Origin of the sequence: Mucilaginibacter sp. P19, assembly GCF_050632265.1 — a bacterium.
Classification (GTDB): Bacteria; Bacteroidota; Bacteroidia; order Sphingobacteriales; family Sphingobacteriaceae; genus Mucilaginibacter; species Mucilaginibacter gossypii.
In genome coordinates, this window is the sequence record NZ_CP192586.1 from 1,047,938 (window position 1) to 1,061,804 (window position 13,867).

General features: G+C 43.2%; 15 protein-coding genes. 3 read left to right on the forward strand and 12 right to left on the reverse strand.

Translation table 11 applies throughout. The annotated features are described in order from the left end of the window. The first annotated feature begins 3 nt into the window (after positions 1-3). Entirely contained in the window at positions 4-363 is a 360-nt protein-coding gene (locus ACQ86K_RS05060) for a hypothetical protein (protein ID WP_431199921.1), read from the forward strand. A gap of 220 nt (positions 364-583) precedes the next feature. Here ACQ86K_RS05060 and ACQ86K_RS05065 read toward each other — a convergent pair whose 3' ends face one another. Both ACQ86K_RS05065 and ACQ86K_RS05070 read right to left on the reverse strand, forming a co-directional pair. Then, complete coding sequence (locus tag ACQ86K_RS05065; protein ID WP_431199922.1) at positions 584-2,005, reverse strand: SUMF1/EgtB/PvdO family nonheme iron enzyme; 1,422 nt, start codon at positions 2,003-2,005, stop codon at positions 584-586. Next, entirely contained in the window at positions 1,932-2,246 is a 315-nt protein-coding gene (locus tag ACQ86K_RS05070) for a hypothetical protein (protein WP_431199923.1), read from the reverse strand. Before ACQ86K_RS05070 ends, ACQ86K_RS05065 begins: the two co-directional genes overlap by 74 nt. A 242-nt stretch (positions 2,247-2,488) precedes the next feature. On the opposite strand from ACQ86K_RS05070, the gene porV reads away from it, so the two are divergent. After that, positions 2,489-3,658 carry a type IX secretion system outer membrane channel protein PorV gene (porV, locus tag ACQ86K_RS05075; RefSeq protein WP_091175822.1) on the forward strand — a complete coding sequence of 390 codons (1,170 nt, stop codon included), beginning with the start codon at positions 2,489-2,491 and terminating at the stop codon, positions 3,656-3,658. Next, positions 3,658-4,140: a 2-C-methyl-D-erythritol 2,4-cyclodiphosphate synthase gene (gene ispF / locus ACQ86K_RS05080; RefSeq protein WP_091175825.1), complete on the forward strand. Its 483-nt coding sequence runs from the start codon at positions 3,658-3,660 to the stop codon at positions 4,138-4,140. Before porV ends, ispF begins: the two co-directional genes overlap by 1 nt. 327 nt (positions 4,141-4,467) lie before the next feature. Here ispF and ACQ86K_RS05085 read toward each other — a convergent pair whose 3' ends face one another. From ACQ86K_RS05085 to ACQ86K_RS05130, 10 genes are all read right to left on the reverse strand, one after another. Then, complete coding sequence (locus ACQ86K_RS05085) at positions 4,468-7,923, reverse strand: glycosyltransferase (RefSeq protein ID WP_091175827.1); 3,456 nt, start codon at positions 7,921-7,923, stop codon at positions 4,468-4,470. A 66-nt stretch (positions 7,924-7,989) separates the two neighbouring features. Further along, positions 7,990-8,169, reverse strand: a complete 180-nt coding sequence (locus ACQ86K_RS05090) for a FeoB-associated Cys-rich membrane protein (protein ID WP_243770706.1) — start codon at positions 8,167-8,169, stop codon at positions 7,990-7,992. Positions 8,170-8,210: 41 nt separating this feature from the next. Then, on the reverse strand, positions 8,211-9,404 hold the full coding sequence (locus tag ACQ86K_RS05095) for a hypothetical protein (RefSeq protein ID WP_091175832.1): 1,194 nt from the start codon (positions 9,402-9,404) through the stop codon (positions 8,211-8,213). A 63-nt stretch (positions 9,405-9,467) separates the two neighbouring features. Next, positions 9,468-9,605 (reverse strand): hypothetical protein, encoded by a 138-nt coding sequence (locus ACQ86K_RS05100; protein WP_431199924.1) that lies wholly within the window; start codon positions 9,603-9,605, stop codon positions 9,468-9,470. Positions 9,606-9,615: 10 nt separating this feature from the next. Next, positions 9,616-9,993 carry a glutamine amidotransferase-related protein gene (locus tag ACQ86K_RS05105; RefSeq protein ID WP_431199925.1) on the reverse strand — a complete coding sequence of 126 codons (378 nt, stop codon included), beginning with the start codon at positions 9,991-9,993 and terminating at the stop codon, positions 9,616-9,618. After that, entirely contained in the window at positions 9,993-10,331 is a 339-nt protein-coding gene (locus tag ACQ86K_RS05110; RefSeq protein WP_431199926.1) for a hypothetical protein, read from the reverse strand. Before ACQ86K_RS05110 ends, ACQ86K_RS05105 begins: the two co-directional genes overlap by 1 nt. Before the next feature lie 235 nt (positions 10,332-10,566). Further along, complete coding sequence (locus tag ACQ86K_RS05115; RefSeq protein ID WP_090533867.1) at positions 10,567-11,664, reverse strand: carboxylate-amine ligase; 1,098 nt, start codon at positions 11,662-11,664, stop codon at positions 10,567-10,569. Between the two features lie 126 nt (positions 11,665-11,790). Next, complete coding sequence (locus ACQ86K_RS05120; RefSeq protein ID WP_431199927.1) at positions 11,791-12,711, reverse strand: ATP-grasp domain-containing protein; 921 nt, start codon at positions 12,709-12,711, stop codon at positions 11,791-11,793. Positions 12,712-12,779: 68 nt separating this feature from the next. Beyond that, positions 12,780-13,007, reverse strand: a complete 228-nt coding sequence (locus tag ACQ86K_RS05125; protein WP_431199928.1) for a hypothetical protein — start codon at positions 13,005-13,007, stop codon at positions 12,780-12,782. A 138-nt stretch (positions 13,008-13,145) separates the two neighbouring features. After that, positions 13,146-13,853 carry an alpha/beta fold hydrolase gene (locus ACQ86K_RS05130; protein ID WP_091175839.1) on the reverse strand — a complete coding sequence of 236 codons (708 nt, stop codon included), beginning with the start codon at positions 13,851-13,853 and terminating at the stop codon, positions 13,146-13,148. Positions 13,854-13,867: the final 14 nt, after the last annotated feature.

Consider the following 13,867-nt stretch of genomic DNA (forward strand, 5'->3'; position numbering starts at 1 on the left):
CAATTGTATTCTTTTAGATATTTATATCCCGGTGACTATCAATCATCGGGATTTTTTGTTAATCGAGATATCCAAAATCCAATACCATGGACAGAACAACAAATACCTGTCGCCCTGAATGCTCACTGGCAGGCATCGGCAGCCGGGGAGATACACGCAGAGCATGAAATCTACCATGATGATGTGATCTGTGATTATCCCCAGTCGGGCGAGCGGATTTTTGGGCGCATTAATTTACAGGCCTTGCGCGGGCATCATCCGGGTAAGCCATCGGGTTCCGTGTCAGGAGGATGCTGGGAAAAGGTGATACCTGGGTCACGGGATATACTATTAACTATCAGGAGCAGCTGGCTTACACGGTAAGCATTATGGAATTTCGTGAGGACAAGGTAATACGTGAAACACAGTATTTCGCGGATCCCTTCGAAGCCCCGGCCTGGCGAAGTCAATGGGTTGAGCCGATTGACGGATAGCCCATTGTTGAGCAAGATCTATACTGATTGGTGATAATGCATTTTGGTTAAACAAATAAGGCCTCTCATTACTGAAAGGCCTTATTTGTTTCAAATATCTGTTATAAAAATTATCGTGTTTTAAACGGCTTAGCTTTTTTAACCGGGTAATGTGGTTTGCCATTAGGGTTAATTTCAGGAGCGCCAACCAAGGTCATTGCACAGCGGAAACCAACCTCTGCACTCGCCTCGTCCTGATCCATAAAACGACGGGTAGCTGGATTTAGCCAAAACGCCATATCGTTCCATGATCCACCTTTGTATACTTTAGAATGGTCGTTAACCAGCGTGGTTGCACCGTAAAGAGCTTTATTAACTTCGTCTTTTTCGCCCCTCGCATCCGGATTGTAAGCTTTACCCGAGTTTTTAGGTAGCAATGAATCAGCCGGCAATGAACCTGTTTGAGGAGTAGTTGCAACCGGCGCGTTTGGATTGGCGCTTTGCGCGACGGTATTTTGTTGCTGTAAAGCTAAAAGTTCGCTGTATTTTAGCTTCTTATTAGCATGTGCCGGATCTTTAATTGGCTTGCCGTATTTATCTTTTGCATAAAGTCCTTTGCTTGGATCTGCAAGGCGTTTGTTTGAAAACTCATTACCGCGGAAAGGGTTAAAATCTTCAAACTCCTCAAATGATGTTTGGCGGTAAGTATCAGCAACCCATTCGTTAACATTACCCGCCATGTTATATAAGCCAAAATCATTAGGTGCATATGAACGTACAGGGGCGGTAATGTCTGCCTTATCGTTCAGGTAACCGCCAACACCGGCATTGTCACCGTTGCCGCGTTTAAAGTTTGCCATGATTAGGCCGCGTGTTTTCTTTTTTGCCGAACGTACACCCATACCGTTCCATGTATATATTTTGCCATCATCGATGTTTTCAAACTGGGTGTTTCCCGCAAGGGCCAATGCTGCATATTCCCATTCGGCTTCTGATGGTAGGCGATACGCTTGCTTAAGGATCCCGTCTTCCATACGTACAGGCCTAACGGCTTTGCCGCCCTTACCTGTACCTGCCTGGGCATTAGGGCTCAGGTTAGGCATCATTTTTTTGCCATCAATGCCTGCCCCGGTCATCTGGCCGTTCAGGTAAATATCAGTATTAAAAGGTTGTCCGTTTGCTGCAATGCCGGCGTCACCGCCACCACCTTTTTTGCCCATATCTTTCCACGCTACCATTTTTCCGGTTTCGCGTAAAATATTTTCGTTGGTACGGTCGGTGCGCCATGAGCAATAATCCTGTGCCTGGTCCCAGGTTACGCCTACAACAGGATAATCCTGAAAAGCAGGGTGACGCAGGTAGTTATCTACATATGGCTCATTATAAGATAAGGGATGGCGCCAAACCAATGTATCAGGCACCGCATTGTAATATAACTCGCGATCCTGCGGGAAAGTAATGTTTATCCAATGCAGGTAATCAAGCCAATCCTGATTTGATACTTCGGTTCTCGTCCATGTAAAAAGAGGGTACGGTAACCCTGCGGCGTACATTATTATAATCGTAAGTTATGTCCTGGTCGGCACTGCCTCCCATAACAAAAGTACCACCCTCAATAGGCACCAGTCCGGGGCCCGGAGATGGATGGCTTTGCCTGAAACGCTCATAACCGCCGTTGTTTTTATCGTTATAAGTTATACCCGTTTTTTGCGATTGCTCACGTTTACTGCAGCTACTCATCACGGCACCTAAAGCCAACAATCCCAGAGCAGTTTTAGTAAAAAGTATTTTCATATTTTTACAGTTATATTAAGTGGTAAATTTATAAAAAAATGGATACAGTGCTTATGCTAATGAACCATTATTTAGAAATAAATACTACAATTATCGGGGGTTTTAACGAAAAATTAATGAAATTAGTTGCGTTGATTTAAATTTTTGATTTAACTTACAGCAAAAGTGCAGACTTGAAAATGTGAAGCAAGTCATGGTCCTATATTTATAAAATACAAATTGTTAAAACCTAACTCCTACAAATGAAGTTTTTTACATTTCGAGGCCTTGCTATTATTACCCCATTTTTATTGCCACTTGCTGCAACTGCGCAAACAAATCCTAACGGAAGTAGTATCAATGCAATTCCCACCGAAGTGCCTTTTTTAAATATTTCACCTGATTCGCGTTCGGGGGCTATGGGGGATGCAGGCGTGGCTTTGTCGCCGGATGTAAATGCAAATTTTTGGAATCCGTCAAAGCTTGCATTTTTAGAAAGTAATGATGCGTTGTCTGTATCATACAGCCCCTGGTTAAGGCACCTTGTTCCTGATATCAGCTTATCATACCTGAGTTATGCCCATAAAATTGATGAGCGGAATACAATAGGCGCTTCGCTCAGGTATTTTAATTATGGTTCCATTCAGCTTACCGACGATAATACAAACGACCAGGGTACTTACACACCAAACGAGTATTCGTTAGATGTGTCATTTGCCCGTAAGTTTGGGGATAATTTTTCGTTAGGCCTTACTGCGAGATACATTCATTCTAATATATCAAGTATCTCATTCGCTACCGGCTCAAGCCAGGCAGCAAAGGCGGGGAATGCCTTTGCTGCAGATGTTTCATTGTACTATACAGCGCCTTATGGTGATGGCAATACTTTTGCATTTGGAACACACATTTCAAATATTGGTACAAAAATCAGCTACAGCGATGTGGGCAACAAGTATTTTTTGCCGGCCAACTTGAAATTAGGTGTGGCTAACACCTGGCAGTTAGATGATGTTAATGAGTTTACAGCAACCTTTGACATCAACAAACTGCTGGTACCAACCCCGCCGCTGCGCGATCAGGATGGTAAGATCATCAAAGGCAAGGATGATAATGTATCGGTGCCGGCGGGTCTTTTTCAATCGTTTGGCGATGCACCGGGTGGTTTCAGTGAAGAGCTGAAAGAGATCAGCTTTTCGCCGGGTGTTGAATATTGGTACAACAAACAGTTTGCTGTACGGGCAGGCTATTTTTATGAAAACCCCAACAAAGGCGACAGGCATTATGTTACCATGGGTATTGGGTTTAAGTACAGTGTTTTTGATTTTGACTTTTCATATCTGGCAGCCAGCCAGCAAAATAGTGCCCTGGCCAATACTTTGCGCTTCACTTTGTCGGCAAATTTTGGCGGTACAACAAATGCTTCTAAAAGATAATGGGTAAAATTAAGGTAGGTTTTGGGTTTGATGTGCACCAGTTAAAGGAAAATCACCCCTTCGTTTTAGGCGGGGTTAAACTTGAGCACCACGCTGGTGCTTATGGCCACTCAGACGCCGATGTATTGTTACACGCCATTTGCGATGCCCTGCTGGGGGCGGCAAACCTGCGCGATATAGGTTTTCACTTTTCAAATAAAGACGACCGTTGGAAAGGCATCAGCAGCCTGGTCCTTTTGCAGCATGTGGTTGCCCTAATCAAAGAAAAGGGTTTCACCATCGGCAATATTGATGCTATGGTATGTCTTGAAGCTCCGAAGATCAACCCGCATATCCCTGCAATGAAAACATACATAGCAGAAGCTGCGGCTATTAGCGAAGAAGATATTTCCATTAAAGCTACCACAAACGAGCAAATGGGTTTTATAGGTCGTGAAGAAGGTGTTGTGGCTTATGCGGTTTGTTTGATTGAAAAGGAGTAGGGCACTTAAATAAGGCATTAATGAAGCTGTTCTCCATGGCTATACCTTTATTATGGCTTTTTTTACTACTATATTGTGTTTTAGCTCTTCAAAAAAAATTCAACTCATTGACTTTATTCAGATTAACAATGTCTGATTTTTGATTGTCCGAGGCAATCAAAAATCAGATCGGTAAAATCGGTATAAGGTTTTAACTGTGTTATAATGTCTTTTCTCAGAGATATAAACAACTGGTAGCGAACTAAAGTTTTTAGTTGGTCACCAATTTTGATGAGTTTGCACGCAGCAAAACTCAGTCTATGTATTTGTAAGCCACAGGCTGTTTGTTTAACTGTAATGTTTATATAATAAATACACAATTGCCGCAATTATCGCTACGCCAATTACCATATATATCGGCTGTGCTTTTTTGCTTCCCGAGCCATCAACTTTCACATTACCGGTGCGCTTAAGCACTCCCCATCCGCTCAATTCGCCTTTCAATGCTTTTCGTAGCGATTTAAACAGCACGTAATACATTAACTGCCGCCACATAAAACGCTGCGGAATGATATAGATGAGTTTCTTGTAGTCTTCCTTTTCCATCCGGAAAGCGATGATACCCACTATAAAATCAACCACCACAAATGCTACGTAATAAAGCAGCATCTTTTCGGGTTTCTCACCGAACAGGGCGAATAGCATCATCAAGTCTGCCAGAGGGGAGAACAGCGGTAATATGATTTGGAAAATCAGGATGTTAGGCATCCCCACCATTCCAAAAAACTTGTACTTTTTGTTAAACAATGCATCCCGGTTTTTCCAGAAGCTTTGCATTACGCCAAAACTCCAGCGGAAACGCTGTTTCAGTAGCATATTTATTGTTTCGGGCGCTTCGGTATATGCAATGGCTTCGGCACAATTACGCACCACGTAGCCTTGTTTAAGTATGCGCATGGTAAGGTCGCAATCTTCGGCAAGGGTATCGTAAGTGAAGCCGCCCGCACGGAAAATGGCCGATTTACGGAATGCCCCAATGGCCCCGGGAACAACGGTAATACTGTTAATGAGGTCGAACGCACGGCGGTCCATATTTTGCGCAGTGATATACTCTATCGACTGCCAGCGCGTAATGATATTTGTTTCGTTTCCAACTTTAACGGTTCCGGCAACCGCGCCAATTTCCTCATCGGTAAAGTAGGTCATGAGCTGGTAAACCGCATCTGTTTTGAGTTGGGTATCGGCATCAATACAAACCACAAAATCATTTTGGGCATGGGTGATACCAAAGTTTAACGCTGATGCCTTACCTCCGTTTGGTTTGGTTAGGATCTTGATGAGCGGATTACCTTTATAGGCGGATTCTACAACCTCAAATGTTTTATCTTTTGATCCGTCATCAACAAAAATAATCTCGAATGATGGATAATCGGTTTTAAGCAAGCTTTGTATTGTTGCTACTGCGTTAACTTCCTCGTTGTAAGCAGGAACTATGATACTCACGGCAGGCATCACATCGGTATTGCGATCAAGCTTTTTGGATTTTTTATCCACGCTTCGCTGCCTTACAGCCAAAATGCCAATAAGCACAATGCGGCCAATAGCCAGGAATATGGCCGACAGGAATATATAGATCAGCGCCCAGTTTACATAGTAATAACCATGGATAAAAACATCATAGGCGGGCCCGAAAATGCCTGTGCTTGGATCTGGTTTAATCGGCGGCATCAGATCATCCTTAGTTTTGCCCAGTACATCGGCAATGGTGGTAAACTGGTATCCTTGCGATTTAAAGTAATGAATGATTGCAGGAAGGGCTTTAACGGTCTCTTCACGGGTATCACCTCCTGCGTCATGCAGTAATATCATTGATCCGTTATCTTTTTGCCTTATGGTGCGGGCAATAATGCTATCGGCAGTAACGCCGGGCTGCCAATCCCAGGGATCGATAGATTCGCCGATGGTAATATAGCTTTGACGGCGGCTTTCTGCAACCGGAATAACCTCGGCAAGGGTTTGCGGCTCGGCATCGGCATTAAATGGCGGGCGGAACAGGATAGTGCTTCGGCCGGTTACCGATTCAATAAGTTTGCGCGTGGAGTTAAGCTCCAGTATCACCCGTTTTAAGCTGATGGTTGAAATATCAGGATGAAAAAAGGTGTGGTTGCCTATTTCATAACCTTCTTCATATTCGCGCCGCAGCAACTGTATGTTTTTTTCGGCCATGGAACCCACAACAAAGAATGCTGCCGGTACCTTTTCGGCTTTAAGGATATCTAAAATACGTGGGGTAAAATCGGGGTCGGGGCCATCATCAAAAGTTAAAACTACTTTCTTGGGAGCATAACCATACCTGCGAATTACATATTTAGTGGGAAGTTTTATATAATGCTGATCGAGAATAGTAAATGTAGATGTATCCATTTTTACATCAATTACCCCGGTGGTAGGAGTGGTAATGAGGTCAAGCACCTCGCCATCACCATCGTAGTCAACATTTACACGGTTGTTTAAACCTACAGATGTAAGTTTCCGCATATCCACACCTGTTTTTTTCAATGAGTCTATCGACAGGTTTTTCTGGAAAAATGTCCACAAACGCGGATCTTCGGCACCTAAGCGCCATAAAGCCACGCCGCCGGTGGCCCAGTCGTCGGCCATGCGGATTACGTTAAAGTTTGTTGCCGCGTCTGTAAAGTAAATGGTATGGTCAAGGCTGTCCTTGTCCATATAAGTGAAGTGTAAATTTGCCGAATTTGGATCAAAGGTGATCTTGCTTTTTTGCTCTTCGGCGGTACTGATAGCCTGCTGATAACCTATAGTTTTACCTACACTGCCTTCGGGCCAGTCGTAGGCGCCGCCTGCGAATGTTAAAATTATTTTTTCTGACGGAACTTTCGAACATACATCATCGAGGATTTGCTCAACCCAGCGCTGATTTGAAAGATCGCCGGCATTGGTTGCTTCATAATGTTCATCAATAGCCATGATGAACAGGAAATCGTTTACATGCTGGAGCTTTGTGATATCAAAACTTTCATCCTCCGGCACTACGTTTTGAGTAACCAGGAAACCTTTGGCATGCAAGGTTGTATAAAGCTCTTTTTGAAAGGCTATGTAATTTTTACTGTTTCGGTCCCTTAGCTCATCAAAATCAACATTGACACCCTTCAACTTGTTTTTGGTAAGCGAGTTAGCTATGCTGTTAATAAAATTACTACGAAGTGTTTTATTGTTAACAATACGGTCTACATCTTTAGTATCATAGCCGCCATGTGTGTTGTTGTAGTTTACGTAGTTTGACAGTGATACAATAATCGGCTTGTTGTATTTTTTATTGAGGTTCATCAGCCCGGTATCGAGCTTGGTTACAACGGTATCAGTTTTAGGTAATATAGAAAAGCCTTCGCTCACTACCATATCCAGGTGGCCAATATTCACCACCAGCGAGTTATAAGCCTGAGGTTCCCACGCACGATAAAAAGCGGCGTTTATACGGTCTTTATTATTAGGTTGTTTAAGCTGGTGTAATTTTTTAGCCCTCTCAAGTGCTTCTATTTCAGATTTTTGAATTTTGAACGATTTGAATTTCGTTGACTTTTTTAATTGCTCAAGTTCCTCCCTGGTCATTTTTTTGGGAGCAGGGTTAAGGTTGGGAAGCTCGGGGTAATAGGTTGAGCGGATGGTAACAATAACGGCTATTATACCAATAATCAATGCAGCCAGTAGTACACGGCTCAACCATTTAAAACGGTTCCACCTACCGGGATTATCAGCCTGAAAAACTTGCTTGCTTGATGACATTAAGAAAAATTACTTTATTAAAAGTATAGGTTACTTATGAAGATTGTATGAAATAAGAATTGGGCATTATTTGGTGGTTTTTCCGGGTTCGATACCTGAAAAATCAACACCGCATTTGCAATTGCCGCCGCAGCTTTTTTTAGTAGTAAGCGCCCTGTACATCATACGGCCAATGTAAAAAACAGCGCCTGCAAAAAGTATCGCGATAATGATGATCTGCATATTCATAAAGACAAAATTAAGCATTATTTAATATATACGTACAGACAGGGTAATTAGTACAAAGTTTAACGGGGCATAAAAGCAACCGTGCCGCCAACCCAGTTGTAATCTTTATTATAACGTACGCCTATCATTTTTCCACGGCTTAACCGTGCAAGGTTTGTTGCAAGTGTGGGTTTTTTATCCCCATCGGGCCAGAGATAAAGCAACCTGATCTCGGCCTTTACGCCACCTTCCGGCGATTGCACAACAGGCTCGTAATTCACCTTTTCCTGTAAGATCCAGTTTTCAGGATCTGTAATGGTTTCTATGTCTTCCTTACTAATATCGATAATCACACCCTGACCTGCAAAGGAGAACAATGGTTTAAGCACATAGTTTTCCAAATTAGCAGGGATTTGCTTTAATTGGTGCAAAAACTGAGTTTTGGGAATGTAATTGCCTGTTAAAAAAGGCATGGTGAATTTACTGACCCGATAAAACCAGTTGGGGTGTGTGATCCATTCAACCTCAAGGGGCTGCCTGATATCTGCCACTTTGGTAAAAATATCCGGATCACCGGCTATTTCATCAAAAATAAGGCGATTGTAGATGCGCTTAATTAGCTTCTTTTGATCGCCTGCCATGTAATAAAGCTTTTTGCCATCCTGGATCAGGTCGCTCAACGATACAACCGGCGTACCAATGTATTTTTGTGTGAGATAAAAATCAACTGCTGTTTTTTGTTCTGGGGCGTTTACGTCCATTAATACAACTTCATCGGACTGGTAAGAGCCAAGAATAGTTTTTTTGAGCAGATCGAGGTAACTTTCCTCCTTCAGTCCCCCAAAAAAGATGGTTTCATCCGCGGGGATATCATAAACCTCCTGATAAGTATCTCCCAGATGCACCTGGAAACTGTAAAGTGAAGGAAATCCCTGCAATTCAATAAGTTTTGGCACGATATTACCCTGCTCATCTTTACAGATCCCAAAATCAAGTGCGATAAAATGAGGATGATCATTTTCATTGGATACCCGCCAAAAATCAGGTATGGCCCGCTCTGTAAGTTCTTTGAAATTGGGCTTGAGGATAGTATCAACAATATCATTGCCGGCGGAGATAAGCTTATCACGGAAATCAGCAGTTAAAAAAACGGGGGTTTCCGCAACACGGAAAGGAACGGGTTCTTTTAAGTCACTATTGAGTTTATCAAGAAACTGGCTGTACTTTCCTGTGCTAAACTTTTCGTTGAATACTTTTCTGATTGATGGAATCATGATTAGCCCCTCTAAATCTCCCTTTCATGGGAGATTTTCTTATTATAATTTATAATAAACTATTTATTCTTCTTTAACCTCTAAAAGCCCTCTGCTTTTAGGGGAGGGTTGGGTGGGGCTAACCGCCATATCCAAAAAATTAGGGATCAGTGTACGCTGAGTATACGTTATTTTATCCGGATCGTCGAGGCGTTCAAGCATCTCATGATATTTAACCTCTCCGTGCTCGCTGATCACTTCGTCTTTTTTCTTCGCGAAGCAACATCCCCTTCATCCCTCCGGCATCGGCTTCGGGGTGAAATTGTGTAGCAAAGAAATAATCATTATACCTGATGGCCATCATCGCCCTTGGCAAATCAACATGCGGCCGTTCTTTTTCTATAGCCACCAGTTGCATACCCAGCTCTTTAAAGCGTTTTTCATCCGGGTTGATGACCTGCCAACTGCGGGAATCAACCGCATAAAATGGTTCGCCTAAACCTTTAAATAATTGCTCGTTTAATCCAAGCCCGGTTTTATTTACCGGCAGTACGCCAAATGACGGGGAGCGCCGCATATTGATATCGCCCAGCTTGTAATGACGGCACATTAACTGAAACGAGTGGCACACAAAGAAAACATTTTTTTGTTGCTGTTGTTGGACAGGTTATAATCTTCCAGCTTATCAACCAGGTTAAAGTATTTCTTCTCCCATTCGGTACCTTCTGTTTCCAATGGGTTACCCGGGCCTCCGCTTGAAATATAAATATCAAAACCGGTGCCCGGCATCTCGCATTTACGGCGTACATCAAAGATCTGGTAACTTAAATTTAAATTGTGTTCAGCCCTGTAACGTTTTAAAATATCCTGGAAACCACGCATTCCCTCGTTCGCTATCCCATCATACAAGTCAAGTATGGCTACTTTTATTTCCGGTTTCTCAGTCATCTGCTGCATCTTTCTAATATTATCCTTGCTTTAGGATTCCGTATTTACCAATTTAAAATAATTGTCATTTCGACGAGACCAGTTGGGATTAAGCGTTGGTTGTGAGGAGAAATCTTATACAATATGCGCTGAGCAATTATGTATTTGTATGGTGTATAAGATTTCTCTTTTGCCCCATCGGCTCAGCCACGGTTGCTTTATCGAAATGACGTTGTTATATAGTCGCTGAGGGGGCTTACAACCCCTTCAATGTTTGTGAGGTGATATAATCCACCACGTCAGCAAAGTTATTGTTTTGCTGATAAATAGCCAGCTGCCTGTCGGCTCCGGTGCCATGCTCCAGGATATTGTGTACATATTGAAGGTCATCGCGTGAGCCAAGCTCATCAACTACGTCATCTACAAAATCAAGTAGCTCCAAAATCAGCGAACGGGTGTTTACCTCCATTTCCTTACCAAAATCTATCATTTTGCCGTCGATACCGTACCGGGCTGCACGCCATTTATTTTCGTTAATGAGCGCGCGCGAATAGTTAATAAACTTCATGTTTTGCGCCCTGAGCTTGTACAATTTGGCACATAAAGCCTGGAATAAAGCGGTAAACGCAATGGTTTCATCAACCAGCATAGGGCAGTCGCAAATGCGGAACTCAATAGTTTCAAAGAAAGGATGTACCCGGATATCCCACCAGATTTTTTTGGCGTTATCAATGCAATTGGTTTTTACGAGCAGCTTTATGTAGCGGTCATACTCCTCTATACTGCTAAAATAATCGGGGATACCGGTGCGCGGAAACTTATCAAAAACCTTGGTACGGAATGATTTGAAGCCCGTGTTCCGCCCTTCCCAAAATGGCGAATTGGTTGAAAGGGCATACACATGCGGCAAAAAATAGCGCACCTGATTGGCAATGTGAATAGCCATATCGCGCGACTGGATGCCAACATGCACATGCAAACCAAAAATGAGGTTGGAGCGGGCCGCCTCCTGCATCTCATCCACAATTTCAAAATACCTGGGGTTATCGGTAATCAATTGATGCTGCCAGTGCGAAAACGGGTGTGTACCCGCGGCGCCAATTCGCAGACCAATATCACCCGCCAGTTGCGCTACCGTGGTACGAAGCTTACTTACCTCCTTGCGGGCTTCCTGGGTATTGCGGCAAATATGGGTACCCACCTCAACCACGGCCTGGTGCATTTCGGCTTTTACCTGGTCTTCATGGATTTTTTGGGCTGCATCCACAATTTTTTGCTCATGCGATTTTAGCTCCCGCGATACCGGGTCAATCACCATAAATTCTTCTTCAACACCTAAGGTAAATTCGTTCATAATTGGTTAGGGTTATTACTTAAAAAAACGGTTGTCATTTCGACCGTAGGGAGAAATCTTATACGAATAGCTTATCGCGCGTACGAGATTTCTCCTCGTTCCTCGTTCGAAATGACAACCTTTTATTTATTTCTTAGCTGCCTTTTTAGGCTTAGGCGCTGCTTTTTCTTTTACGGCTGTAGCTTTGGCAACAGGCTCTTTTACCACAGCGGTTTTTACTGCCGTTTCTTTCACTGCGGCAGCTTTTACCGCCGGTTCTTTTGCCATAGCTGCTTTTGCTGCGGGTGCTTTGGTTGTTTTGGTTTTCTTCGGTTTGCCCTCGTCTTCAATAGCATGGTCAACCATAGCCACGGAAACATCTGCTTTAACGGCCGCTTTTTTTGCAACTGCTACCAACGGCATTTTTGCTGCCGAAGTTTTTACAAATTCGCCCCAGGTAAGGTTGTCAAAGCCGTCTTTTTGTTTTTTTGCGCGTTCAATGGCATAATCGGCGGCTGTTTCAACCACCCATTCAAAGTTTTCCTGGCCTACGCTGGTAACTTCGGCGTCGGGGGCGGGGTTACAAAAATCAATAGCGTAAGGTATGCCATCGCGTACAGCAAACTCCACTGTATTAAAATCGTAACCTAAATATTGGTTTAGTTTTATGACATAATCTTTAATGGTGTCCAATAGCTTTTTAGATGCAGGTGCTTTACCATGCTCATAGCGCAGGTGGTGAGGGTTGCGCGGCTCATACTGCATAATGCGCACATGCTTGCCGCCAATGCAATAGCAGCGAAAGTAATCGTCAAAAACAACCTCTTCCTGCAGCATCATTACATACTGTTTGGTTTTATCGTATTTGCTGAAAAAATCTTTCTCATTTTCCAGTTTATAAACTTCTTTCCAACCGCCGCCGTCAAAAGGTTTCATATAGGCTGGGAAACCTACATAGTTGAAAATGCCATTCCAATCTAACGGGTAGGCCAGGTTGCGGAATGATTTATTGGTGGTATCATCAGGAAGTTCCTTTGATGGCAGAATTACGGTTTTAGGTACAGGCACTCCAATTTTTACAGCAAGGGCGTTGTTAAAAAACTTTTCGTCGGCACTCCACCAAAAAGGGTTGTTGATTACCGCTGTACCGCAAATAGCCGCATTTTTAGGGCTGCGCGATAGTAAGGCACATCCTGCGAAATCCGGTCGATGATCACAGCATAGTCAAGCGGTTCGGCCTGCATTACTTTATCGAGCCGTACAAACTCGGCACTGATGCCTTTTTCTGCTTTTTGGTTTACACGGTCAACAAATGCCTGCGGAAACGAATCTTCCTGTCCGAATAAGATACCGATTTTTTTCATGATAGTAGGTGTTTATATGTTTGTTTTTCTTTGGGTTTCAGGTTGATGTAAGTCTTGCTCTTTATTTTTTCATTTTTTTCCTGTCTCTTAAACTCTTGCCTTTTATTTTCTTGTTTCTTGAATCCTGATCTCTTGTTTCTATTTAATCGTTGATAAATAATGCGGGAACATTTCGCGCCAGATGGGCCAGTCGTGATTGGCAAAGGGGCGGATATCCAGCCAGTGTTTAATATCTTTTTGTTTTAAAATGTTTGAGAGCTGGATGTTATATCCTTTGCATATGTCATACTCGGATGTGCCGAGAACAATATTCATTTGCCAAAGGTCATGATGGTTGCTGCCCGGCAAAAAATCGACCGGGTTGTTATAAAAAATGTTATCATCATAATAACCATCAGTAAACATTTTGATATCAAAAGCGCCGCCCATGGTAAACAAATGCCTAACCTTTTCAGGATGTTTGAATGCGAAATTGGCGGCATGATAGCCCCCAAAACTACAGCCGGCAAGAGCTACGTTGCCAACGCCTGTTTCGTGCATGGCCCAGGGGATGAGCTCGTTTACCAACATGCGATCGTACCCTGCATAAGTTTTGGCCCTGTCGGCCGGGTGAATGCTTTTGTTGTACCAACTGCGGTCGTCGATGGTATCGGGGCAATAGATCTTCACCAGGCCATTATCAACAAACCATTTTACACTCCCGATCAGGCCAAAATCTTTGTTTTGATAGTAGCGGCCTTTGGTAGTAGGGAAAACGATCACAGGATAACCGCGGTCGCCGAATACCAGCATTTCAAGGTCGGTATTGGTGTTGGGGGAGTGCCAGCGGTGAAATTTTTCGGTCAAAGCAGTGTGGTTTT

What these genes read in the sequence shown, in the direction of transcription:
- ACQ86K_RS05065 (WP_431199922.1), bottom strand. Translation starts at nt 2,005, where the DNA reads ATGTACGCCGCAGGGTTACCGTACCCTCTTTTTACATGGACGAGAACC.
- ispF (WP_091175825.1), top strand. Translation starts at nt 3,658, where the DNA reads ATGGGTAAAATTAAGGTAGGTTTTGGGTTTGATGTGCACCAGTTAAAG.
- ACQ86K_RS05125 (WP_431199928.1), bottom strand. Translation starts at nt 13,007, where the DNA reads ATGAAAAAAATCGGTATCTTATTCGGACAGGAAGATTCGTTTCCGCAG.
- porV (WP_091175822.1), top strand. Translation starts at nt 2,489, where the DNA reads ATGAAGTTTTTTACATTTCGAGGCCTTGCTATTATTACCCCATTTTTA.
- ACQ86K_RS05095 (WP_091175832.1), bottom strand. Translation starts at nt 9,404, where the DNA reads ATGATTCCATCAATCAGAAAAGTATTCAACGAAAAGTTTAGCACAGGA.
- ACQ86K_RS05100 (WP_431199924.1), bottom strand. Translation starts at nt 9,605, where the DNA reads ATGCTTGAACGCCTCGACGATCCGGATAAAATAACGTATACTCAGCGT.
- ACQ86K_RS05115 (WP_090533867.1), bottom strand. Translation starts at nt 11,664, where the DNA reads ATGAACGAATTTACCTTAGGTGTTGAAGAAGAATTTATGGTGATTGAC.
- ACQ86K_RS05110 (WP_431199926.1), bottom strand. Translation starts at nt 10,331, where the DNA reads ATGACTGAGAAACCGGAAATAAAAGTAGCCATACTTGACTTGTATGAT.
- ACQ86K_RS05105 (WP_431199925.1), bottom strand. Translation starts at nt 9,993, where the DNA reads ATGTGCCGTCATTACAAGCTGGGCGATATCAATATGCGGCGCTCCCCG.
- ACQ86K_RS05085 (WP_091175827.1), bottom strand. Translation starts at nt 7,923, where the DNA reads ATGTCATCAAGCAAGCAAGTTTTTCAGGCTGATAATCCCGGTAGGTGG.
- ACQ86K_RS05070 (WP_431199923.1), bottom strand. Translation starts at nt 2,246, where the DNA reads ATGAAAATACTTTTTACTAAAACTGCTCTGGGATTGTTGGCTTTAGGT.
- ACQ86K_RS05090 (WP_243770706.1), bottom strand. Translation starts at nt 8,169, where the DNA reads ATGCTTAATTTTGTCTTTATGAATATGCAGATCATCATTATCGCGATA.